27 protein-coding genes are annotated in these 23,552 nt (G+C 29.6%); 18 read left to right on the top strand and 9 right to left on the bottom strand.

The window, feature by feature from the left end; all coding sequences use genetic code 11:
* The first annotated feature begins 282 nt into the window (after positions 1-282).
* The gene (locus tag AC3VJB_RS01665) at positions 283-1,242 is read left to right on the top strand and encodes a hypothetical protein (RefSeq protein WP_497666667.1); all 960 of its coding nucleotides are present in this window, start codon (positions 283-285) and stop codon (positions 1,240-1,242) included.
* Between the two features lie 143 nt (positions 1,243-1,385).
* Here AC3VJB_RS01665 and AC3VJB_RS01660 read toward each other — a convergent pair whose 3' ends face one another.
* The gene (locus AC3VJB_RS01660) at positions 1,386-1,685 is read right to left on the bottom strand and encodes a DciA family protein (RefSeq protein WP_047790448.1); all 300 of its coding nucleotides are present in this window, start codon (positions 1,683-1,685) and stop codon (positions 1,386-1,388) included.
* Between the two features lie 37 nt (positions 1,686-1,722).
* A complete protein-coding gene (gene recF, locus AC3VJB_RS01655; protein WP_497666666.1) occupies positions 1,723-2,802 on the bottom strand; it encodes a DNA replication/repair protein RecF in 1,080 nt (359 codons plus the stop codon).
* A gap of 113 nt (positions 2,803-2,915) precedes the next feature.
* Here recF and AC3VJB_RS01650 point away from each other — a divergent pair, with 113 nt between their 5' ends.
* From AC3VJB_RS01650 to AC3VJB_RS01595, 12 genes are all read left to right on the top strand, one after another.
* Positions 2,916-3,701 carry a tetratricopeptide repeat protein gene (locus AC3VJB_RS01650; RefSeq protein WP_497666665.1) on the top strand — a complete coding sequence of 262 codons (786 nt, stop codon included), beginning with the start codon at positions 2,916-2,918 and terminating at the stop codon, positions 3,699-3,701.
* On the top strand, positions 3,701-4,207 hold the full coding sequence (ribH, locus tag AC3VJB_RS01645) for a 6,7-dimethyl-8-ribityllumazine synthase (protein ID WP_047790451.1): 507 nt from the start codon (positions 3,701-3,703) through the stop codon (positions 4,205-4,207). Before AC3VJB_RS01650 ends, ribH begins: the two co-directional genes overlap by 1 nt.
* A gap of 177 nt (positions 4,208-4,384) precedes the next feature.
* A complete protein-coding gene (locus AC3VJB_RS01640; protein ID WP_167714120.1) occupies positions 4,385-4,666 on the top strand; it encodes a riboflavin synthase subunit beta in 282 nt (93 codons plus the stop codon).
* On the top strand, positions 4,667-6,520 hold the full coding sequence (gene mutL / locus AC3VJB_RS01635) for a DNA mismatch repair endonuclease MutL (RefSeq protein ID WP_497666664.1): 1,854 nt from the start codon (positions 4,667-4,669) through the stop codon (positions 6,518-6,520).
* Positions 6,521-6,528: 8 nt separating this feature from the next.
* Positions 6,529-7,254, top strand: a complete 726-nt coding sequence (locus AC3VJB_RS01630; protein WP_047790454.1) for a rhomboid family intramembrane serine protease — start codon at positions 6,529-6,531, stop codon at positions 7,252-7,254.
* 42 nt (positions 7,255-7,296) lie between these two features.
* Entirely contained in the window at positions 7,297-8,157 is an 861-nt protein-coding gene (locus tag AC3VJB_RS01625; RefSeq protein WP_253680614.1) for a rhomboid family intramembrane serine protease, read from the top strand.
* A complete protein-coding gene (locus tag AC3VJB_RS01620) occupies positions 8,158-9,171 on the top strand; it encodes an endonuclease/exonuclease/phosphatase family protein (protein ID WP_073184842.1) in 1,014 nt (337 codons plus the stop codon).
* Between the two features lie 55 nt (positions 9,172-9,226).
* Entirely contained in the window at positions 9,227-10,372 is a 1,146-nt protein-coding gene (locus tag AC3VJB_RS01615) for a geranylgeranyl reductase family protein (protein WP_159494571.1), read from the top strand.
* A gap of 211 nt (positions 10,373-10,583) precedes the next feature.
* On the top strand, positions 10,584-11,600 hold the full coding sequence (locus AC3VJB_RS01610) for a helix-turn-helix domain-containing protein (RefSeq protein ID WP_159432125.1): 1,017 nt from the start codon (positions 10,584-10,586) through the stop codon (positions 11,598-11,600).
* Between the two features lie 149 nt (positions 11,601-11,749).
* Positions 11,750-12,502 (top strand): hypothetical protein, encoded by a 753-nt coding sequence (locus AC3VJB_RS01605; RefSeq protein WP_159494572.1) that lies wholly within the window; start codon positions 11,750-11,752, stop codon positions 12,500-12,502.
* 157 nt (positions 12,503-12,659) lie between these two features.
* Positions 12,660-13,385 carry an aspartyl/asparaginyl beta-hydroxylase domain-containing protein gene (locus AC3VJB_RS01600; protein WP_497666663.1) on the top strand — a complete coding sequence of 242 codons (726 nt, stop codon included), beginning with the start codon at positions 12,660-12,662 and terminating at the stop codon, positions 13,383-13,385.
* 22 nt (positions 13,386-13,407) lie between these two features.
* Positions 13,408-14,403, top strand: a complete 996-nt coding sequence (locus AC3VJB_RS01595) for an SAM-dependent methyltransferase (protein ID WP_437824134.1) — start codon at positions 13,408-13,410, stop codon at positions 14,401-14,403.
* On the opposite strand, the gene AC3VJB_RS01590 is transcribed toward AC3VJB_RS01595, so the two are convergent.
* The 5 genes from AC3VJB_RS01590 to AC3VJB_RS01570 all read right to left on the bottom strand — a co-directional run bounded on the left by AC3VJB_RS01590 (position 14,400) and on the right by AC3VJB_RS01570 (position 18,543).
* Positions 14,400-14,942, bottom strand: a complete 543-nt coding sequence (locus tag AC3VJB_RS01590; RefSeq protein ID WP_437824132.1) for a hypothetical protein — start codon at positions 14,940-14,942, stop codon at positions 14,400-14,402. The two genes, AC3VJB_RS01595 and AC3VJB_RS01590, sit on opposite strands and share 4 nt — an antisense overlap.
* A gap of 165 nt (positions 14,943-15,107) precedes the next feature.
* Complete coding sequence (locus AC3VJB_RS01585) at positions 15,108-15,527, bottom strand: hypothetical protein (RefSeq protein ID WP_047790461.1); 420 nt, start codon at positions 15,525-15,527, stop codon at positions 15,108-15,110.
* Between the two features lie 37 nt (positions 15,528-15,564).
* A complete protein-coding gene (locus tag AC3VJB_RS01580) occupies positions 15,565-15,906 on the bottom strand; it encodes a zinc-ribbon domain-containing protein (RefSeq protein ID WP_047790462.1) in 342 nt (113 codons plus the stop codon).
* Positions 15,907-16,014: 108 nt separating this feature from the next.
* A complete protein-coding gene (locus AC3VJB_RS01575) occupies positions 16,015-16,659 on the bottom strand; it encodes a response regulator (protein WP_047790463.1) in 645 nt (214 codons plus the stop codon).
* A 3-nt stretch (positions 16,660-16,662) separates the two neighbouring features.
* On the bottom strand, positions 16,663-18,543 hold the full coding sequence (locus AC3VJB_RS01570) for an ATP-binding protein (protein ID WP_159494577.1): 1,881 nt from the start codon (positions 18,541-18,543) through the stop codon (positions 16,663-16,665).
* Between the two features lie 201 nt (positions 18,544-18,744).
* Between AC3VJB_RS01570 and AC3VJB_RS01565 the strand changes: the two genes are divergently transcribed.
* The 5 genes from AC3VJB_RS01565 (at position 18,745) to AC3VJB_RS01545 (ending at position 21,453) form a co-directional block, all read left to right on the top strand.
* The gene (locus tag AC3VJB_RS01565) at positions 18,745-18,978 is read left to right on the top strand and encodes a thioredoxin family protein (protein WP_167714128.1); all 234 of its coding nucleotides are present in this window, start codon (positions 18,745-18,747) and stop codon (positions 18,976-18,978) included.
* Between the two features lie 68 nt (positions 18,979-19,046).
* Complete coding sequence (locus tag AC3VJB_RS01560) at positions 19,047-19,310, top strand: DUF2024 family protein (protein ID WP_047790466.1); 264 nt, start codon at positions 19,047-19,049, stop codon at positions 19,308-19,310.
* Positions 19,310-19,912 (top strand): MarR family winged helix-turn-helix transcriptional regulator, encoded by a 603-nt coding sequence (locus AC3VJB_RS01555; RefSeq protein WP_047790467.1) that lies wholly within the window; start codon positions 19,310-19,312, stop codon positions 19,910-19,912. The genes AC3VJB_RS01560 and AC3VJB_RS01555 overlap by 1 nt, the downstream gene beginning before the upstream one ends.
* 88 nt (positions 19,913-20,000) lie before the next feature.
* Entirely contained in the window at positions 20,001-20,726 is a 726-nt protein-coding gene (locus AC3VJB_RS01550) for an AAA family ATPase (RefSeq protein WP_437824125.1), read from the top strand.
* Positions 20,719-21,453 carry a YggS family pyridoxal phosphate-dependent enzyme gene (locus tag AC3VJB_RS01545; protein WP_437824123.1) on the top strand — a complete coding sequence of 245 codons (735 nt, stop codon included), beginning with the start codon at positions 20,719-20,721 and terminating at the stop codon, positions 21,451-21,453. The genes AC3VJB_RS01550 and AC3VJB_RS01545 overlap by 8 nt, the downstream gene beginning before the upstream one ends.
* On the opposite strand, the gene AC3VJB_RS01540 is transcribed toward AC3VJB_RS01545, so the two are convergent.
* Positions 21,450-23,081 (bottom strand): ABC transporter substrate-binding protein, encoded by a 1,632-nt coding sequence (locus tag AC3VJB_RS01540; protein WP_497666662.1) that lies wholly within the window; start codon positions 23,079-23,081, stop codon positions 21,450-21,452. The two genes, AC3VJB_RS01545 and AC3VJB_RS01540, sit on opposite strands and share 4 nt — an antisense overlap.
* Positions 23,038-23,550 carry a DUF4442 domain-containing protein gene (locus AC3VJB_RS01535; protein ID WP_047790469.1) on the bottom strand — a complete coding sequence of 171 codons (513 nt, stop codon included), beginning with the start codon at positions 23,548-23,550 and terminating at the stop codon, positions 23,038-23,040. Before AC3VJB_RS01535 ends, AC3VJB_RS01540 begins: the two co-directional genes overlap by 44 nt.
* Positions 23,551-23,552: the final 2 nt, after the last annotated feature.

The following is a 23,552-nucleotide window of genomic DNA, read 5'->3' as shown; positions in this document are numbered from 1 at the left end:
AATTTTAATAAGCTCTTTTAAATATGGTTTTGAAATAATTTTGTATGACCTACTGTTATTTATAGTGCCAAGTATGGTAATTTCTATTTCGGTTTATTATTCTCAAATGATAATTGGAAAAAAACTACTACCAACAAAGTATAAGCGTAATGCGGAGTAGAGTGCTAAATACGAAAAATAGACTATTATAACCTTAAGGTTAAACAAAAGTGAAGTGCTCCTAACCTCGCACTACGCTTATACAAGCCGTTAAGGGTAAGACAAAAACTGAAATCGAAGAAAATGATAAATTTATATTGGCCGATTTACAAAAACCTTGAAAAAGAAATAGTTGAATTATCAAATTTAATTCATTTCGATGACCAACAATTGAGTGTTTACTCGGTAAAGATTTCAGAATTATTAATTAGATGTTCAGTAGAAATTGAAGCAATTTCAAAGGAATTATATTTTCAAAATGGAGGAACCAAAGAAAATGATAATGATTTATTTTTTGACACGGATTGTCTAGACTTTTTAGAAGAAAAATGGGATTTAAGTAAGAAGAAGATTATTGTAAGTTCTTCAAATTTCTTTTTCGCGAATTCATATAATAGAATTTTTACACCTTTAAAAAAGGCTAACAAAAGGGGGGCAAGTGGTTCTAAATGGAAAAAAGCTTACCAAGCAGTAAAACATAATCGCACAGAAAATTTAAAAAAAGGCAATCTCGAGAATTTACTCAAAGCAATGGGGGCCTTGTTTCTATTGAATTTATATTATCGAGATGATACGTTCGAACTGAAAAAAAACAATAATGCTGACTTTGCAGAAAATTTATCTAATATTTTTAATGTAAAAGTACACACGTGGCGAGGAGACAATAATAGAGAAGGTTCATATGTAAAAAAGGATGATTTTGAAGAATGTGTTTACCTCGTTAAATGGACAAATGATTATAAAAGCAAAATGAATACATTTTCAATAGAACAAAATAAACACCTATACGAATTAATTTTTAAACATCCTAAAATATCAAACTACATAAATAATAACCTTATAGAAGAAGGTAAAATCAAACAAGCTGAGTTTGCAAAATTCATAGAGAAAAGAGAATATTTTAAACTTTTAGATATGAAAAAAGAATATGTCCCAATGGTAAATTTTGCATCCCACAAAGCTAAGGAAAAACTTAGTTTTGATTGGTTCTTACCATTTGAATTTGAAGGAGTTTTGAATAAAAAACAACAAATTTATACATAACCCAACCCATAAGAACTAAAGTCAAAAATAAGTAAATTTTATACTTTTTTAACCCAAAGTACTTTTATAATTTGCGTCATAAGGTAAACCACTTTTTACTATTGCAAAAGCTTTTTTTAGCAGCTTATTACACACCTTGCATTCTACACCAACATCAATTTTTTAACAAGCTCCTCTCCTATTTCCTCATTAATCATACGTATTATCTTATCTTTACCGTAACTTAACTCTTCTCGTAGTACCGAGGAAGACAAACGAACAATTAAGGTTCCGTTTTGTAGTTTTACTTCACTGGTATACGAAGCTACTCCAGCACCCATCAACTTTTCCCAAGCTTCGTCAATATGAATTTTTTGAAATCCTTTTTTCAACTTATTATTCTCTTGAATAAAGCTTCCCATTAAATCTTTGATTGAAAAACTATCGTTTTCTCTTTTAGCCATTTGATTTGCTTTTTGCCTTGTTTTCTTGCAACTAAGATTATAATTTAAAAATCTGATACTCTTGATTACTCTTTTTTATCACTTCCTCTGTTCTATCAGCATGGGTATCTGTAATAAAAATTTGTCCAAATTCATCACTATTCACTAAATCGACGATTTGAGTAACACGGTTTTCATCTAACTTATCAAAAATATCATCCAATAACAAAATAGGAGTTACGTTAGATTGCTTTTTAATAAACTCAAACTGTGCCAACTTTAATGCTATTAAATACGATTTTTGTTGTCCTTGTGAACCAAATTTTTTAATAGGATGTTCCTCTATTTCAAAATTTAAATCATCCTTATGAATTCCAACAGATGTATACTGCAGCATCTTATCTTTCTCTAAGTTTTGTTGCAACAAAACTTCTAAAGACACCTCGTGCAACTGACTTTTATAACGTAAATTTACCTCTTCGTTTGCTCCAGAAATAATTTTATGCTTATCGTTAAAAATAGGCACAAACTCTTCTAAAAAAGCTTTTCTTTTGTTATAAATAACCGTTCCATACTCAATTAACTGCTCATCGTATACTTTTAAATTTAACGCATCAAATGTTCTATTGGCAGCAAAATACTTCAACAATGCATTTCGCTGACTCACCGTTTTAGTGTACGAAATTAACGTTTGCAAGTACTTTTTATCTTGTTGAGAAATTACTCCGTCAATAAATTTACGACGAGTTTCGCTTCCTTCAACAATTAAATCCCTATCCGCAGGAGAAATAATCACCAACGGTAGCTGCCCTATATGTTCAGAAAATTTTTCGTAGGCTTTTCCATTGCGTTTCAATACTTTTTTCTGACCTCTTTTTAAGGAACAGATAATTTTTTCTTGTCGGTCGTTTAACAAATAATCTCCTTCAACCATAAAAAAATCTTGACCGTGTCGGATATTCTGTCCTGCAATCGAATTAAAGTAACTTTTAGCAAATGACAAGTAATAAATTGCGTCTAACACATTGGTTTTTCCAATACCGTTATTTCCTACAAAACAGTTAATTTTCTTTTGAAAATCAAAAGTTTGAGATTCAATATTCTTAAAGTTTACCAAAGAAAGTTTTTGTAAATACATGAATGAGCCCTGTTACTAAAAGAAAGCGCAAATTATCGAAAATTTACGAAAAAACGACTTTTAAAATCCAATTAAAAAAACTATTTTTGTCGCCACTAATTTTTTAAGCAATTATGGCTACATACAAGAAAAGAGGTTATAAACCTAAGAAAGAAAAGGTTACACAAGAAGTAGAAGAAACATTTGATGAATCTCAAAGTACTACAGCTGAAGTATTTAATACTTTAGATAATACGGCGAACAAATCAGAAGAATGGATTGAAAAAAATAGCAAGCCATTATTTTACGGATTGGTAGCTGTTGCAGCTTTAATTTTAGTGTACTTAGCTTATAACAAGTTTATTGCTGAGCCAACACAACAAGAAGCTTCAAACGAATTAGCATACCCTAGAGCTTTATTTGATGAAGCTTCAACTTTTGCTGGAGCCAAAGCTGATTCTATCTATAACCTAGCTCTTATAGGAGGAGTTAATGGAAAATATGGTTTTATTGATATTGCTGATCAATTTAGTGGCACAAAAGCAGGAAACTTAGCAAACTATTATGCAGGTATTTCTTACCTAAAAATAAAAAAATACGAAGAAGCTATAGAGTATTTAAGCAGCTTTAGTTCAGATGATGAGCTATTAGGGCCTACTGCTTTAGGAGCTATTGGTGATGCTTTTGCTGATATCAATCAGCCAGAAGACGCTTTAGACTATTATCAACAGGCAGCTAATAAAAAAGATAATCAATTTACTACGCCTTTATTTTTATTCAAAGCAGCTCAAATTGCAATGGATTTAAAAGAATACAGTAAAGCTGAAAAATTATACACAACCATTAAAGAAAAATACGCTGATTCTGATCAAGGAAGAGATATTGAAAAGTATATCAACAGTGCAAAATACGCTCAATAATGGCAACAACAAATTTATCTTATTACGATAAAGCAACAATCCCAAATGCGAAGTCTTTTCGATTTGGGATTGTTGTTTCAGAATGGAATCCTGAAATCACTAAAAACCTTCATAAAGGTGCTATTGAAACTTTATTAGATTGTGGAGCTACAGAGGAAAATATTGTTTCTTGGGATGTTCCTGGTAGTTTTGAATTAGTGTACGGATGTAAAAAAATGATCGAAACACAAAAATTAGATGCTATTATCGCCATTGGAAATGTTATCCAAGGTGAAACCAAGCATTTCGATTTTGTATGTGAAGGAGTTACTCAAGGAATTGTAGATTTAAACATTAAGTACGATGTTCCTGTAATTTTCTGTGTATTGACCGATAACACCAAACAACAATCTATTGATCGTTCAGGCGGTAAACTAGGTAACAAAGGAATTGAATGTGCAGTAGCTGCAGTTAAAATGGCAGCAATTAAAAATCAAGAACGTCCATCAAAATCATTAGGTTTTTAATTAATTCTGTTATAGTTAAATATTATTAAAAAGCGTTTAGATTTTGGAATCTAAACGCTTTTTAACTTTAATTTATACACATTTTTTGACCACCTCTCTATAATTCAGTAACTTTGGAATTCGTCTTATTTGGTGTGATTTTTGTTCCACTTAAGCTATTAAAGAAGCAACAATTTTATGGGATTTATTAAAAGAGAAAATAAAAAGTTCGATTACAAACCTCGTTATTATCAAGGAGAAGGAAATCCTTATGAGATAAAACAAAAGTTTGATGAATACAGAACTACTGTTGGAAAAAGAAAAAGTTTAAAGGGAAAGTTTAATGCTGCTTTTGACGAATTTAAAGAGTCTGGTTACAAACTGAATAAAACTATAGTTATTATAGCGTTAGTTTTAACGCTTATTTTCTTGTTTATTATCGACTTTGATCTTACAATCTTTTTCCCAAAAAATAATTAAATGTCAGATATTATACAGTTACTACCTGATCATGTTGCAAACCAAATTGCTGCTGGAGAAGTTGTGCAACGCCCTGCTTCTGTAGTAAAAGAATTGATTGAAAACTCTATTGATGCTGGTGCTACTTCTATCACCTTATTGTTAAAAGATGCTGGGAAAACTTTAATTCAAGTAATTGATGATGGTAAGGGAATGAGTGCTACGGATGCTCGTTTAAGTTTTGAACGTCATGCCACTTCAAAAATTAAAGATGCACAAGATTTATTCAACCTAAATACTAAAGGTTTTCGTGGAGAAGCTTTAGCTTCTATTGCTGCCATTGCGCATGTTGAATTAAAAACGAAACAAGAAGATGACGAGTTAGGAACGCAGATAAAAATTGAAGGTAGTGAAATAACTTCTCAAGAAGTGGTTTCAACTGCAAAAGGAACTAGTATTGCTGTTAAAAATTTATTTTTTAATATTCCTGCACGTCGTAACTTTTTAAAATCAGACACTGTTGAAACCCGTCATATTGTTGATGAATTTCAACGTGTAGCCTTAGCGCATCCTACTATTTCTTTTTTATTACATCATAACAACAACGAGGTTTATCATTTAAAAAAGAGCAACTTACGTAAACGTATTGTAGCTATTTTTGGAACTAAAATGAACGAAAAATTAGTTCCTATTAATGAGCAAACAGATATTATAACTGTTAACGGTTTTGTTGCTAAACCTGAATTCGCAAAGAAAAAACGTGGTGAACAATTCTTTTTTGTGAATGACCGTTTTATAAAAAGCTCGTACTTAAATCATGCTGTAGTAAATGCTTTTGAAGGTTTATTAGAAAGTGGTTCGCATCCTTCTTATTTCTTGTATTTAGAGGTGCCTCCTAATACAATTGATATTAACATTCACCCAACAAAGACGGAAATTAAGTTTGATAACGAAAAAGCATTATACGCTATTTTACGTGCTACTGTAAAACATAGTTTGGGGCAATATAATGTAGCTCCTGTATTGGATTTTGACAGAGATGCTACTTTAGATACTCCTTACGACTATAGTAAAAAAAGTAACTCATCTATTCCTCCAATAACTGTTGATCCTACATTTAACCCTTTTAAAACGGAAACTAATTACAAAGAGCCATCTAATACAAGTAGCTCCCCTAAAAGTAGTACAACACACAGTTATCAATCTAACTTTAAAAAAGATACTGGAAGTTGGGAAGCTTTATATACAAATACTGAAACCATTGAGCCTATTCAGCAAGAACAACTTTTTGAATCTGAGCAAGAAACTGAAACTGGAAAAACCTTCCAAATTCAAAAAAAATACTTGTTGAGTTCTATAAAATCAGGCGTGGTATTAATTCATCAATCTTTAGCACACCAACGTGTTTTGTATGAAGAATTTTTAGAGAACATTACTGTTAAAGAAGCAAGTAGTCAACAATTGCTGTTTCCTGTAAATATTTCTTTTTCTTCATCTGATATAGAAATGATATACAGTATAAAATCTGATTTAGAGAGTGCTGGTTTTATGTTTGATGAATTCACCAAAGAAAGTGTGGTAATTGCCGGAATTCCTACTTCAATAAGTGAAAGTCAAATCACCCTTATTTTAGAACAGTTATTAGACGATATTAAACTCGAAGTACCTGATAGTAGTTTTAGTCACTTTGACGTGATGGCAAAATCATTTGCTAAATCATTAGCTATAAAAACAGGAACTTCTTTAAGTGCAAAAGAACAAGAAAATTTAGTAAACAACTTATTCTCTTGCAAAGAACCTAATATTTCACCCTTTGGCAAACCTACATTTAAAACATTAGCTTTAAATGAAATTGATGCCATTTTTAATAAATAAAAAGTAATATGCCTAGATTAACACAAGCCATAAAGCATTTAATAATCATTAACGTGATTATGTATTTTGCTCCGCAGTTATTAAACATGGATTTAACTAATCTATTTGCTTTACATTATCCAAAAAACGAACATTTTGGGGTTTGGCAATATGTTACACACATATTTATGCATGGCGGACCAGCACATTTACTTTTTAACATGTATGGTTTATGGGCATTTGGTACCCCACTTGAACAAATGTGGGGGCGAAATAAATTTTTATTCTTCTATTTTTCTGCAGGAATTGGTGCAGGTTTAATTTACACTTTCGTGAATTACTATCAATTCAATGGAATATACGAACAGCTAATTGGTATGGGAGTTTCTCCTGCTGAAATTCAAAATATTTTAAGTTCAGGTCAGTATAACGATAGCTTAATAACTTTGTCTAATAAAACTATGAGTGAGTTTTATAGTTTATACCACACGCCTGCCGTTGGTGCCTCTGGTGCTATTTATGGAATTTTAGTTGCGTTTGGGTTAACTTATCCTGACGCTAAACTAGCATTGATTTTCTTCCCTGTTCCTATTGCTGCCAAATACTTTATTCCTTTAATTATTTTAAGTGATTTATTCTTTGGTATGACTAGTTATTCAATTGGTAACATTGCGCATTTTGCGCATATTGGTGGTGCTATTATCGGTTTTATCATTGCTTGGTACTGGAAAAAAAATCAATTTAAATTTCGTTAATTTAGTATCTTAACTTGTCTTTATTCAAGAAGTCATAAAAATATGAATATACTCGAAAACTTAAAATATAGATTCAAACATGCAGGAATTGTTGAACAATTAATTTACGTAAACTTAGCTGTTTTCTTACTTGTTTTTGTGACCAATACTTTTGGGTTTCTTTTTCAATCAAAAACAAACTTTTTAGTAGAATGGCTTGCGTTACCTGCCAACTTTGATGACTTTATTGTTAAACCTTGGACTATTATTACCTATGGTTTTTTACACACTAGTTTTTTACATATTCTACTAAACTTAATTGCCTTATTTTATATCGGACATTTATTTCAACAATACTTTACCCCTAAACAATTACTCAGTTTTTATTTACTAGGAACACTTTTTGGAGGTATTATTTTTGTTGCGAGTTATAATTTTTTTCCTGCCTTACAAAATGTTGCTCATAATAGTGTTTTGTTAGGTGCTTCAGCTGGTATTTCTGCTATTTTTATTGGTATTGCTACTTACATGCCTAATTATGAATTAAAGTTCCCGTTAATTGGTTTTGTAAAACTATGGGTATTAGCTTGTATTTGGATTGCTATTGATATTATTCAAATTCCTGCTGGTAATGCTGGTGGGCATTTAGCACATTTAGGTGGTGCCTTACTAGGCTTTTTCTATGTTCGTAGTGCTAGTAATAAGGAGTTGGACATTTTTAAATCGGTAAACAAACTTTTTTCTAAAAAAGAAAGAAAACTCAAAACAGTTTATAAATCTGGTAATAAAACACCAAAACCTAACGTTGATAAGACTAGAAACCAAGAAGAAGTTGACGCTATTTTAGATAAAATTAGTAAATCTGGATACGATACTTTAAGTAAAAGTGAAAAAGAGTTTTTATTTAAACAAGGAAAAAATTAGATGAAAAAGTTTTCGATAGCTCATAAGTTTATATTCTTTATCAATTCAGTTTTTGCAGCTGTTTTATTGCTATCATATGCACTTCCGTACGTATCTCCACAAACAATTCCTTTCCTTTCTGTTTTTGGGTTGTTTGTTCCGTTTTTAGTTATCGTAAACATTGCTTTTTTTGTGTATTGGCTTATTAAAATGCATAAAAATGCTTTTTTATCATTACTTGTTTTAGCCATAGGATGGTTTGTTTCTACTCCATTAGTTAAGTTTTCTAATAAGGAGGTAATTTTAAATGATGATTTAAAAATAATGAGCTACAATGTCCACTTGTTTAATCATTATAAACATGAAGAAGATGTTACTACTGAACAAAAGATTTATGAGTTCATCAATAATGAAAATCCAGACGTTATTGCTGTACAGGAATTTTACAATTCTAAAATGTTAGATATTAAACTTCCTTATAAATACATCAAAACGAAAACGAAAACGAATAAATTTGGATTAGCTATTTATTCCAAACACCCAATTATAAACTCTGGTTCTCTTGATTTTAAACAAAGTGCTAACAACACCATTTTTGCCGATATTCTTGTAAAAGATGACACCGTTCGTGTTTATAATGTGCATTTAGAATCATTAAAACTAAATCCGAAAAAAGAAAATTTTGGAGAAAAAAGTTCTGAGCGTTTATTTAAACGTTTAGAAAATGGTTTTGTAAAACAAGTAAGTCAGGTTGAATTAATTCAACAGCATGAGTATTCATGGAAAGGTAAAAAAATTGTTTGTGGCGACTTTAATAACACCGCTTATTCTTGGGCTTATAAACAATTGGCTTCTGATAAAAAAGATGCTTTTATTGAATGTGGAATTGGTTTAGGCAAGTCTTTTAGGTACATTTATCCTATGCGAATTGATTTTATTTTAACAGATAAAAAAGCTACTGTGAATCAATTTAAAACCTACGGAGACATAAAACTATCTGACCACTACCCTGTTATGACTCGTTTACATTGGTAAATTAATTTTTAATTCGGTATAAAAGTGTATTTTTAACCGAACTAAAAATAATACTATGAAACAGCATTACCATGTTGCTATTATTGGCAGCGGACCATCAGGAGCTTCAACAGCTTTTTACTTAGCTCAAAAAGGAATTTCAACAGTTATTATTGAAAAAGAAACTTTACCACGCTATAAAACATGCGGTGGAGGTTTTGTTTTTAGAGGTCGCAAAAACTTACCTTTTGATATTAAAGAGGTCGTTGAAAAAGAGTTTCATACTGTTGATATTTATTTGGGAGAGAAACTTCACTTTAAAACGCATAGAGAAGAACCAACTATTTCTATGATTATGCGTGATTCTTTTGACAATCTTATCACGCAAAAAGCAAAGGAGTTTGGTGCTACTTTACTAGAAAACCATAAGCTAAAAGGACTAACTTTTTCTGATGATATTATTACTCTTGAAACTTCTCAAGGTAATTTTACTGCTAATTTTGTTATCGCTGCCGATGGTGCTTTGAGTCCTACAGCTAAAATGGCTGGGTGGAAAGAAGATACTCGTAAATTAATTCCTGCTTTAGAATATGAAGTAGAAGTTTCTGACGAAGACTTTAAACGTTTATCAAAAGAAGTTCGTTTTGATATTGATGCTATTCCTTACGGTTATGCTTGGAACTTCCCAAAGAAAAAGCATTTATCTATTGGGGTTGCCTCTGCTAGAAGAACTAAAATTAACTTGAAAGAATATTATCAAGAATACTTAAAAACATTAGGAATTACAAATATTGTTAGCGAATCACAACATGGTTTTCAAATTCCTGTTGCTCCTCGTACAGATGGTTTTGTTAAAAATAATGTGTTTTTAATTGGTGACGCTGCTGGTTTTGCTGATCCTATTACTGCTGAAGGAATTTCTAATGCTATTTACAGTGGTAAATTGGCTGCTGAAGCTATTATTGAGAGTGAAAAAGAGCCTGAATTAGCTACTAAATTATATTTAGAAAAAATATCAGAAAGCCTACTTCCTGAAATAAAAACTGGTTTATGGCTTTCAAAATGGTTTTACGAGCAAAAGAATATCCGAAATATTGTATTAAAAAAATATGGTCAGCAGTTTAGTGAAGCGATGGCCGATGTTTTTCACGGGGATAGAAGTTATCCTAAAGATATTAAAAAAACAATTACGAATCGAATTAAAGATTTAGTTTCATATTAACAAAGAGATTGCTTATAGCTACTATCATTTTTGATTAGCAATACAGTTTTAAAATTTAAATACTATTATTTACACTTCTTATTTGTAAAGAAGAATATCTAATTTTGTGTTTAATTAGAACAGTATTATGAATCTAGATAGTTACTTAATTCCTATAATTTATTTACTCGGCCTTATTCAAGGAATAATATTTAGTATACTTTTAATTTACTTGGATAAAAAAAATAATCGCCCTACATTACTTTTAGGGTTATTTATTTTTGCTTACTCCATAAATTACCTCAAACCAATAGCTAAACTTTTAGATTTAGATAAAAATTATTCTTTTTTAAATAATCTTCCTGTTGATTTTACTTGGTTACTATTCCCTCTTTTTTATGTTTATATAAGAAATATTTCTATACTACCTAAATCTAATAAAGTCTATTTTTATTTATTACCAGGTTTGTTAATGTTAATTATAGATATATTGGTTTATCTTAATTTATCATCAGGGTTAGAACAGTTAAAACTTTCAAAAGAATTTCGTTTTGTTAATCATATAGGTGGGCATTTATATGATATTTTTATATACTACAAAACTTATACTTTTATAAAAAAACATACCGAAGAAACTAACAATCAATACACTTCTACTACAGGTAAAGAGCTACAATGGGCTAAAACATTTATGTCAATTGGTCTCTTTTTTACGCTCACACTTCATTTTTTACCTGAAATAACAAATAAAACTCTCAATTTATTTATTATTTTAATTGATGTTGGGCTTTTATACTGGATTAGTATTTATGGGCTACAACAACAAACAATTAAAAACTTGACTCAACAAAAAGACTCTAAGATTGAAAAGAAGAACAATTTTAATAGCGAGAATAAAATAAGTAAAGTTGATACAGATTTATTTAACCATATTCAACAAACTATAATTTTACATAAAAAATATAAAGATCCAGATTTAACCATTGCTGATGTAGCTAATATTACAAATCAACACCCTAAAAGAATTTCTTTTGTTATTAATGAAATTTCAAATAAAAACTTTAAAACTTTTATAAATGGTTTTAGAGTTAATGAAGCTATAGAAATTTTAAAAAGTAATAATTCAAAAAACTATAGTATTGAAGGTATTAGTTTAGAGGTTGGTTTTAAAAGTAAAAGTGCTTTTTATAGTGCCTTCAAGAAAGAAACTGGTACTACTCCTACTAATTATAAAAATAGCTTTTTATAATATTTAACCTATAAAAACCTGTTTCTTTCATTTAAAAAAGAGTTAATTAAAGTTCTATTTTCTGATTTTCGAACTCATTATATCTTTATCTTTCATATTTAAATGATTTAAAATATTGAGTTTTGCAAAAAATTAAAAATTAAAACTACATGAAAATTAAACATTTTTTAAAACCTCTATTTTTTTTATTTATCTCTATTATACTTACTAACTGCTCTAGTGAAGAAAACGAAATAGAAATAATACCAACTAGTTTTAATACTAGTAATGATTTTAATTATTTTATTAACCACAATAATACTCTTAAAATATATTTAAAAGGCACTTTTAAAGATGGTAATGATTTAGCTGATGTAACTGATAGAGGATTTGTATATGGAAAATCATCAAACCCTATTCCTAATGGCAACAATACTGTGGTTGCCGCAGGTCCTGCTGACAATATTACTGGTATAGTCGACAATTTACAAAAGGAAACAACTTATTATATTAGAGGTTATTTTAAACTAAGTGATAACACATATTTCTATGGAAATGAAATTAAAATAAACACTAGTATAGACGCTAGTGAAAGTAGGTCTATTAACATGATAATCAAACCGAAACTATTCTTTAAAAATTCAGAAGGTATTACCCCAGAATTAGAAGTAATTTCTATAGAAAAAGAATCTCCTAAAGAAATTGGTTTTGAATACAGTGTAAATGAAGATTTTTCTAACAGCTCTATAGCCTTAGATACTGATGTATCTGGTAATATTTTTAAAAATATTTATACTGAATTTATTGAAGAATTAACACCTGAAACCACTTATTACTTTAGACCTTATGCTAAATACAATGATGGTAGTGTTACAAATGGAGGAACTAGTGTTGCTTCTTTTAAAACAAATAAAGCATTTTAATTAAAAAGTATTTTCTGACTAGTGCTAAATAATTATTACAGTTATTTAGTACTGGTCGTTATTTTTTCATTTATGCCTAAAAAATAAACACCTATTCTAAAAACGATTTAATCTACAATTTTTCTAGTAACTTGCTATAGAACAATTACACATACAAGTGAAAGAAATTAAAACTACTATTTTTTTAAAACTTCCTTTTCTGTTTGATACAGATAAACTATTACATGATTATTCTTTAGTTGTAAATCAACATTGGATTCCTCATTTCAACACATCTGGATATCAAGGTGAGTGGAAAGCAATCTCTTTGTATTCTAGCAATGGTGATGCTTCTAATATTTTTGCTTTTCAAAATGATAATAGTACTATTAAGGAAACTCCGATAATGAATGATTGCAATTATTTTAGAGAGGTTATCAACTCTTTTCAATGCCCTATTTCATCTGCTCGCTTATTACGTTTGAATGTTGGTGCAGAAATTAAACCTCATCGTGACTACAAACTAGGCTATGAAGATGGTAACTTTCGCTTACATATTCCGATTATTACGAATAATAAAGTTGAATTTATTTTAGATGATGAACAATTGAAAATGTTACCTGGTGAGTGTTGGTATACGAATGTAAATTATATACATTCAGTTACTAATAAAGGAAATGAAGACCGTATTCATTTAGTTATCGATGCTGAAAGGAACGAATGGTCTGATACTTTATTTTTTTCTCTTGCTCCAAAAGAAAGTTTTCAACCTAAACAAGAAGAAATTGATTCACCAGAAACAATACACCTTATACTAAACGAGCTAAAACGTAGCAATGAACCTGCTTCGAAAAAACTTATTAATGAAATGGAACAGAAGTTATCAAAGCTTACATCAAAATAAACAACTCTTATAATAGCTTGTAATGAATTTAAAAAAAGAGTTACTACATATTACTTCTAAATTCTTTGATGAAACATCTAATTATTCTTCTTCTTTAAAAGATTATAAACAATTACTCTTTAGAATTTCAAATGAAGCTATAAATCATGAAGAGCATCGAAATAATGTTCAACTTGAAAATGGTGTAGCAATAGGTACTTTATGGGCAGCTAATTGCCTTGATGATTTAGAAAGAACTCTAAAATTTATCAAAGGAATTGATATTGCTATTCAAGAGAAGATCTATCAAAAAGACTCATTACATATACTTTATGCTGGTACTGGTCCTTTTGCTTCGCTTATACTTCCTTTTATATTAAAGTATGCTGATTTGAATATAACATACTCACTTTTAGAGATAAACCCTCTGAGTTTTGAAACTTTAAAAAGTACAATTAAAAAACTAGATTTAGAAAACCATAATATCAACTTTATAAATCAAGACGCTACAAAATATAAATTCCCTAAAAACTTTTCTCCAGATATTATTTTAAGTGAGACGATGCAACGTGCGTTGGATAGTGAGCAACAAGTTTCTGTTTTTTATAATTTAATGAAGCAGTCTAATTCAAATACTGTTTTTATTCCTGAGAAAATTACATTAGCTATTGGTACTAGCTCATACAAAAACGATGAACCTAACATTCAACAAAAATATTATCGTGAACATCATAAGGTTTTTGAAGTTAGTAAAAAAGCACTGAATTCAAGTGAGTGGTTGTTTGAAAAAAATTCAAACAATTTAAATTTTATTGAAAAACGTACAGTTTTAAGAGAGAAAGAACTTTCTACAGCTAGTGAAATTGTGGTGATGACAGAAATTACAATTTATAAAAATGAGAAGCTTATGATAAATGAAAGTGGCTTAACTGTTCCTAAGTACATTCAGGATGTTTCCAACAACGAAAAAGGATTCTTAACTATCAAGTCTAGATATATAATTGGCTCTAATCCTAAACTTGAGTTAAAAATTATTTAAACAAACTTTAAGTTTACTCCTTTTTTCTCAGCATATTTTTTTGCTGCTTCTTCTAGCTCCAAGTTTTTTTCTTTAAACTCTTCAAAACTTCTTACTTTAAACTCTTTTATTAACTGATTAATTTCTTGTTGAGTTTTTCCTTCATCGTACATATATGCTATTTCTGCATAGTCTTTTTTATAAAAGTCTATACAAAACTCAAATAATTCAATTGAAGCATTTATTAAATCTTTTGAATCTTCGTTTACTTCTAACTTCTGAATGTCTCTTAAACTTCTTTCAAGGTTTGGTATTGTTACTCTGTGAAGATATTGAGAGTATGTTGCGGAATATTCTTCTCCATCATTATCATAATACTTTAAATATTCATTTTTTTGTAATTCTTTAAGTTGTTTAAAATATCCTATGCCATAGTTAACAGTTAATAAATTGGCTTTGAGTACTGTTTTTTCAACTACCTTTTGCGGAGTTTCTTTCTCACACCCTGTTAATAAGATACATACTACAATAATTCCTAGAATATTTTTTATATTTTTCATTTCAACTACCTTTTATTGTTCTAAAAAATAATTTCAGTTTTATACAAAAACATTGCAAACAAGGCTTTTTTTTGATTTTTTGATAGAAACCCCACACCCCTACCTTATTTAAGCCTTCGTTTACAATGTTATATTTTATGTTTTCTCTTTCTTTATTTTGTTAGTTTATATGAAAATGAATGAAGCTACAATCATCCATATTCCAACAACGATTCCTAATAATCCTAATTTTCCTTGTTTCGGTGCAATCTTCCCTCTCAATATTTCTGCTTTTTCTCTAGCTTCTGGATTTTTTGATAGTAATAATTTGTTTATCATTCCGTATCCTAACATAAAACCTAATCCTGCTTCTACAATGCTTCCTGCTAAAAAGGTTCCCCACCATATTGGTGCTGTAGTTAACCAACCTAAGTTTAAAATAGCTGAAATAATTCCCCAAATTCCCCAAATACAGAAAATAAGACCAATCCATCCTTGGTAAGGCTCTATTTTTTCTAATAATTCTTTAGCATTAGGCTTTTTTGATAAAATTAAAGATGGTACCGCTACAATACTTAAAAATACTAATGAGATTCCGTAAATCATGTTTGATTAAAATTTAAATGGTTTATATTGATTTTTATTATTTATGTATTAAAAGTGCTGAAGAAAATATAAACAGCATTAAAAAAGTTACGATGATAAGCCCCGAAAACATCCACCAAGGAGTTTTACTTGTTTGCTTATATTCTTTCGCCTTTCGTTGTAAGTCTGGTGGCATTTGGCTTTTACTCATTTCCAGTTTACAATGACCACAAATACTATATGTTTTTTTGTATAAAGGAATAACAGGAATCCAAAATACATGTACATACAATCTATTTACTTGAATAAATAAACGTTCTGGTGTATTGCAATAACTACAACTATGATTGTTTACTGGCTGTATACTTATTTTGGCTTCTCGCCATCCAAAAATGACCATAACTTTATTACTTAATAATTATGGTACAAAGATGCGTTAGATGTGATTCTTAAAATAGACTGAAACTAGTGAAAGTTACTACCCTGTTTTCAGGGGGTGGTAAAATTACTACTCTACTAAGCCCAGTTTTATTGCGTATTTTGTTAATCCTGCAAGGTTTTTTACGTTAAGCTTAGATATTAAGTTTTTTCTATAACTCTCAATAGTATGCTTACTTAAAAAGAGTTTATCTGCAATTTCTTGTGTAGTATATTCTTCTGCAATTAATTTAAGTACATCTTTCTCTCTAGCTGTTAACATTATTGACGTTTCCTTTTTTTTATTAAAAACATTTTCCATGTAAGCTTCTCGTACAGATTGTGAGAAGTATTTTTCACCACCAAGAATAGTTTGTACTGCTTTTAGTAGTTCAGATTGAGTTGCATTTTTAGATAAATATCCGTCTACATTATTTTTAATTAATGTATCTATCATTCCTGCATCTGTATGCATACTAACGATTAACGTTTTGATGTCTGAACGTTCTTTTTTTATATAATCGTTTAACGTAATACCATCTATATCTGGCATAGAAATATCACTAATAACAATATCTATATGTTGATTCGGATTTGTTTTTATGTACTTTATTACATTTTCACCATTATTTGCTGTAAGCAAGATATTGTACACATCTTCATTTTTAAAAATATTTACCAACCCATCTAAAAACATTTTATGGTCGTCAACTAAAATAATATTGTAAGTCATCATATATTAATTTAAAGGTACATTAATATCTATCACTGTTCCTCTACTTGGAAAAGAGTTAATTAAAATATTTCCCTTAACTGTTTTTAATCTGTCTTTTAAATTCTGAAACCCTAATCCATATTTTACTTTTTCTTGATCAAATCCAACACCATCATCTTCAAAAAGTAGTTGTATCGTGTTATTAAACAGAGAAAGCTGAATATCTATTTGTGTTGCCTTCGCATGTTTTAATGCATTGGTTAATAATTCTTGAATTATTTTATAAAGCTCTACTTTTAAATTCTCATTTATTTTATCTACCTCTTCCGTTGGATGGATTTGTAACGTTATTTGTTCTTTAGATAGCGCTTTTACATTATTTATATATTCTGTTATTATTGTTGTAAAAGCAGAATCTTTAAACTTTTTAGGCATTAAGTTATGAGATAACTCTCTTACCTGATTATAGGTTTCATCTACTTGCTTAATTATGCTTTCTTCCTCTAATTTACTCTTGTTTGATAGTTGTAACTTTATGGTTGCTAAATTTCCTCCAATACTATCGTGTAGCTCTCTGGCAATACGTTTTCTTTCATTATTCTGCCCTTCTAATGATGCTTTTACTAACTTTAATTCTTGGTCTTTAAGTAACGTAGTTATTTTTTGTTGGTTTACTTCTTCTAAAGTCTTATTAAGTTTACTTTGTGTTTGAAGCTTTTGATAGTACACATATAATAAAGCAAGTACAGGTATTAATACTATAAGAAAGGCTATTAGTATGTATGCTTTCATTGTTTTTTGTCGCTCAATCTCTTGCTTTTGCTCCAGTGTTTTATACTGTACTTCAAGCTCATTTACTTGCTGTTTATTTTGACTTACTAAAATTTCATTATTAACACGATTTAATTGCGTCATTAAAGCATGTGCATTTTTATAATCTCCTGTTGAAGCATAGGCGTTTTGAAGTCCTAAAATAGCTCTTCTTTCTATCTCTAAATTTGCCCATTGTATGGAGTTTATATATACTGTAGAAAGTATTTTTTTAGCATTTTCATAGTCTTTTTCTTTTAAATAAAGAATACCTAATGTATTTCCTGTCTTAGCATACAATGTAAAAAAACCTTTAGATAACGACTCATTAAAAACATAATAACAAACATCTAGAGCTTCTGTTATTTTACCTTCTTCTTTCAATACTTTTCCTAGCCACAAATCAGTTTCTAAAGCTTCTTTCACAAACCCCTCGGCCACGTAGTGTAATCTAGCTTTATTATAATTTTCTCTTGCTTTCTCATACTCTCTTTGAGTATAATAAATAAACCCTAGTTCATAAAAAGCATCGTGTTTTAATTTTTCGTTTGGAGCATTTTCAATGCATTCTTCTATAATTGCCTTTCCTTCCTCTTCTTTTCCTCTAACATACTTTACAGCTCCTAATCCTATTCTATTTTTAACAAATAATTCATCATCCGGTTTATTATTTGAGTGCTCTATTCCTTTAAAATACCATTTCAAAGCTTCATCAAAAAGTCCCTTTTCTAACTTTCCTTCAGCCACTATACTAGAAACCTTTGATAAATGATTTTCTTTATCTATCAATTTATTCTTAGTTGTTTCCGTGTACAGTTTATTTCCATAGTATATAATGGAATCTAAATTTCCTTTTTCTCGATGAAACTCTATAAGATCAAATGTCGCATCATATTTAGCTTTGAAGTCTTTTGCCTTATTTATTTTTGAAAAAAGAGAATCATTAGGTATTGTGGGGTTTACACCAAAAGCCTTAAATCCTTGTACTCCCACCGACTGCGACATTCCTTCTAAAGCAAAAAACAAAAGAACTGTGATTATAACTTGTTTTGCAAATAACAACCTCATTTCTTTTTTTAAGTAACCTGTTCTCATCTCAATTATTAAATCTTTTCTATAAACAATAAGAACCGCTAAAATTACATAACATTTTTATTTCTTAATTAACTATTAACAACTTTATTATATACTCTTCATTTCCAAAACAGAAGCAGTTTTTATAAAAAAAACAAAAATTATTTTTTATAGTTAGGAAACCTAACTATATTTGTATCAAAATTTAAAATCAATATAATTATGAGTAAATCTATTTTTTATCACGCAGGTTGCCCTGTTTGTGTAAGCGCAGAACAAGACATTATTAACTTAATTGGTTCTGATAATGTTGAAGTAGTTCATTTTGGAGAAGACAAAAGTCGAATTTTAGAAGCAGAAAATGCTGGTGTAAAATCTGTCCCTGCTTTGGTAACTCCTACTGGTAATGTTCTCCATATTAATTTTGGAGCATCAATGGAAGAAGTAAAAGGATAATTTTTTTGCTCTATAAAGTTAGGATTCCTAATTTTGTAGAGCTTTTAATATTATAAATATATAATAAAATGAAAGCAGCTGTTTGGGATACCTACGTAACTAAAAAAGATAATACAATAATGCATTTTGATATTATTGTGCCTTCTAGCAATAAAGACACTAACATAATTTTCAACTATGGTAAGGAATATTTAAAAACTAAAGGATTAGAAAACCTTGAACTATCTTCAAAAGAATGTGTATTTTGCCATATTGAAATACTCAAACCCGAATGGGAAGATGCTATACATAAAAAAGGGTATTTTATATACGAAATGGAAAACTGTAATTAATGAAATCTCCTTTTGACTTAAACCAGCAAAACACTAAAATTGAAAGTAAAATAGTTGTAGCTTTAGAACGAATTTCTGAAGCTTTTAGAGTACTTCTTTGGAGCGAAAGCAAGGAGAATTCTTTAAGCCCTATCCAAATTCAACTTCTAATCTTTTTACTGTTTCACTCAGAAGAAAAATGTAAAGTGAGTTATTTAGCTGAAGAGTTTAACATGACTAAAGCTACTGTTAGTGATAGTATTAGGGTTTTATTAAAAAAAGAATTAGTTCAAAAGTTTCATAACCCTAACGATACTAGAAGTTATATTATTGGTCTAACTGAACAAGGAAAACAAATAGCTGAGAAATCAGCTAACTTCACTTTCAATATTGAAAAACCTTTGAGTTCATTACCTGAAGATCAAAAAAAAGACATACTAACAGGACTCTTAAAAGTAATATACCAGCTTAATAAAGCAGGAGTTATAACTATTCAAAGAATGTGCTATACTTGCTCTTATTACCAACATGAAAACAATGAACATTTTTGTAACCTTTTACAATCTAAACTAGCTTCTAAAGAGTTAAGAATTGATTGCCCTGAACACGAATTTAAGAGTTAATAATTTAAAGCATCAACTTTATTTTTTTGGGTATACTAAAAAATTAATTTATTACATACAACCTTTTATTTTTGACAAAAAAACACAAATGGCTATACATAACTTGATTCTTCAATCGAAAGAAACAACTATAGAACTAGATAAAATTCATCTTAGCGATGAAAACAAAAATACACTACATCAACTATTAAAAGAATTTAAACACGTTGCTGTTTTAGATAAATACAAACTGCCTGTTGATAATAAAATTTTATTATTCGGACATACTGGTTGTGGTAAAACTACCACCGCTAAGGCTATTGCCAAAAAGCTTGATAAAAAAATTATCATACTTAATTTGGGGAGCATTGTTTCTTCAAAACTAGGAGAAACAGCTAAAAACATTTCCGAAGTTTTTAAAAAAGCAACTCGAGAAAGTGCTGTTTTGTTTTTAGATGAATTTGACTACATAGGCAAAGCTCGTGATTATGACAGCAAAGATTCTAGCGAGATGAAACGATTGGTAAATACTATTATTCAACTTGTAGATCAACTTCCAAATGACGTTTTATTAATTGCTGCCACAAATCACTCTAGTGTTATTGACACTGCTCTTTTAAGACGTTTTCAATTAAAACTAAAATTCGAAGCACCTAGTGAATCGGATTTAGATAACTATTATGAGACTTTGCTGCAACAATTCCCGGAAGAGTTTAGAGAAATAAATCGTATATATGATATATCGTATGCAGAAGCTAAAGACATTACTCTTCGAGCTGTAAAAAATAAAATTATTGAAAAAGAAGAACTAAACAATCAATTAGTAAATGGATAATATTCAAAATAACCTCAACATTATTCATCAAAGAATACAATTTGCTTGTAAGAAAGCTAATAGAAACCCAGAAGATGTTCGTTTATTGTTAGCTACAAAAACAGTAGATACTGATAAAATAAATTTTGCTTTAGAACAAGGTGAAACTCTTGTAGGTGAAAATAAAGTACAAGAATTAAAACAAAAATGTAATGCAATAAAACAACTGCAACCTGAAGTACATTTTATCGGTCATTTACAAAGTAACAAGATTAAAGAAGTTATAAAATGGGCTAGTTGTATTGAATCTATAGATCGCTTATCTGTCGCTCAAAAATTGCATCAACGCTTAACTTTTGAGGAAAAAGAAATTGATGTATACATACAAGTAAACACCTCTTTTGAAGAAAGTAAGTTTGGAGCCAAACCAGAAGAAACTATTGAATTAGTAAAAAAGATATCTGAATTCAAAAATATTCATATCAAAGGATTAATGACCATTGGTTTGCTAAGCTCGGAATCAGATGAAGTTCGAAAATGTTTCCAACTTTTAAAGCAACTTCAAGAAGAAATCAAAGCACTACAAATTCCTAATGTAGAAATGAATGAACTCTCTATGGGAATGAGTGGTGATTTAGAAATTGCTATAGAAGAGGGCGCTACTATTGTACGTGTTGGAACAGCTATTTTTGGAGAACGAATATACCCTGACAGCTATTACTGGAACGAAACAAAAAGTAACACTTAGTTTTTCTGTACTCTTTTTAGGTTTAACAAATCAATCGGATTAATTCCTAAACCGGTAACATTATTTTGTGTAAAGCGAATTACCTCATCGTAATATAACGGTACAATTGGTGCTTCAGCAATAATAATACTATCCATTTTTTGGTATAACTTATAACGTCTTTTTATAGCTACTTCTTTGATAGATTGTTCATACAAAGTATCAAAAAAGTCATTTTTAAAATGTGTATAGTTAGGCCCATTAGGAGTAAAATTTTTGCTGTAAAATAGCGACACATAGTTTTCCGCATCAGGGTAATCAGCAATCCAACTTGCTCTAAAAATAGGCAACTTTCCATTTGCTTTTCCTTGACGCAAGGTTGAAGGCGGAATCACATCTACTTTGGTAGCTACTCCTATTTTTTGTAATTCACGTTGAATAAACTCACACAAATCTAAATAATTGCTGTTCGTTGTAATGGCTATTTGTGGATTCTCATCTCCTGTCTCTTCTTTGTATTGTGCTACTAACCTCTTCGCTTCTTCAGGTTTGTATGAATATCCTTGTTGGTTATTGAATGAAGGCAATCCTTTCGGGATGAATCCACTTGTAGCAGGACTCCCAATTCCGTTTCTTAAGAACTTAATCATCTTCTCCCTATCAAAACCATAATTGATGGCTTGTCGTATCAATTTTGATTTTGTTGGATGTTTCTCTTCTCCATCTAAGTAAATTCCTAAATATTCTGTGTTTAAATACGCTCCTGTTTGCATATTGATTGTAGAAGCATATTTCTCTTTTAAAGTTCCATCAGTGTTTAGAATATCATCTTTATACGAAGCATCTAAACTCTTCATAAAGTCGATATTTCCTTGAATAAACTGTAAAAACTCACTTTGTTTGTCTGGTAAAAAAGTAACAGCAACCGACTCTAAATACGGAAGTTGTTTTCCATTTTCATCCTTTTCAAAATAGAATGGATTTTTTCTCAATACCAACTTAGTATTTTCAACCCAAAGTTTAAAATGAAAAGGTCCTGTTCCAATCGGATTTGCTCTAAACTCATTCCCAAAATAATCAATAGCTTCTTTTGGTACAACCGAGCAATATTTCATAGCCAGCAGCCCTAAAAAAGGTGGAAAAGGTTGCTTTAAATTGATGGTAAAGACAGAATCGTTCTCTGCTTTGAATTTTTCTACATTTTGTAGTACCCAACCTCCTGGAGACGCTACATTCTTATCAAGTAATCTATTAAAAGAATATTCAAAGTCTTGGGCTATTACATTTCTCGTAGAATCTTTTCCAAATAACTCATGCTTATGAAATAACACGTCATTTCTTAACTCAAACTGATACGTTTTTCCATCTTCAGAAACTGTCCAGTTTTTTGCTATCGAAGGTTGTACTTGTAAACTATCATCCAATTCTACCAATCCATTATATAGTTGGTTGACTCCCCAAATATTTCGCTGATCTTTTGCAAAAGCAGGATCTAATGAAGTAATATTTGAGTGCTCATTATAACGAAAAACCTGATTGTTTGTATATTTTGATTTCTTTTTAGTACAAGAAAAAAGAAACAATAAGGCTATTAATACAACTAATTTATTTCTTTTTACGTTTATTTTTATAGTAGGTTTTATCTGCAATGTATATGGTTTTAGAAACTTCTGCAAAAACAACAGTTTTATCTTGATTCGTTATTTTAATATCTTTTATTAAATTGATTTCCTGTTCATTTTTAACCTGCTTTTTTATTTGTTTTATTTCATCTTCAGAAAAAATAAAATCTACATAAGCGTCTTGCTTTACAGGTCTTTTAAATAATATTGTTGCAGCTTTATCCCAAACTACATAAGTATCTCCAAGAATATTTATTAACTGAATCATAAAAATAGGATCGGTTGCAGAAAATAAACTCCCTCCAAAAATAGATCCTACGTAATTCTTATTCTTATAAGTAATAGGAATTTTTACTTGCGCTTTTAACAAATCTTCAGAAACATAATTTATTTTCCCAGTAGATCTTCTATACATGGGAGAAATATTGAATCCATACTTAAAAATAGTACTTTGTTTAAAAAACCTTTTTAAAAAATTAGAAATTGTTGCGTACATAC

The organism is Tenacibaculum sp. TB-53 (assembly GCF_059716285.2).
The sequence above is the reverse complement of the archived record's forward strand: the minus strand, read 5'-3'. Positions and strand labels throughout refer to the sequence as shown.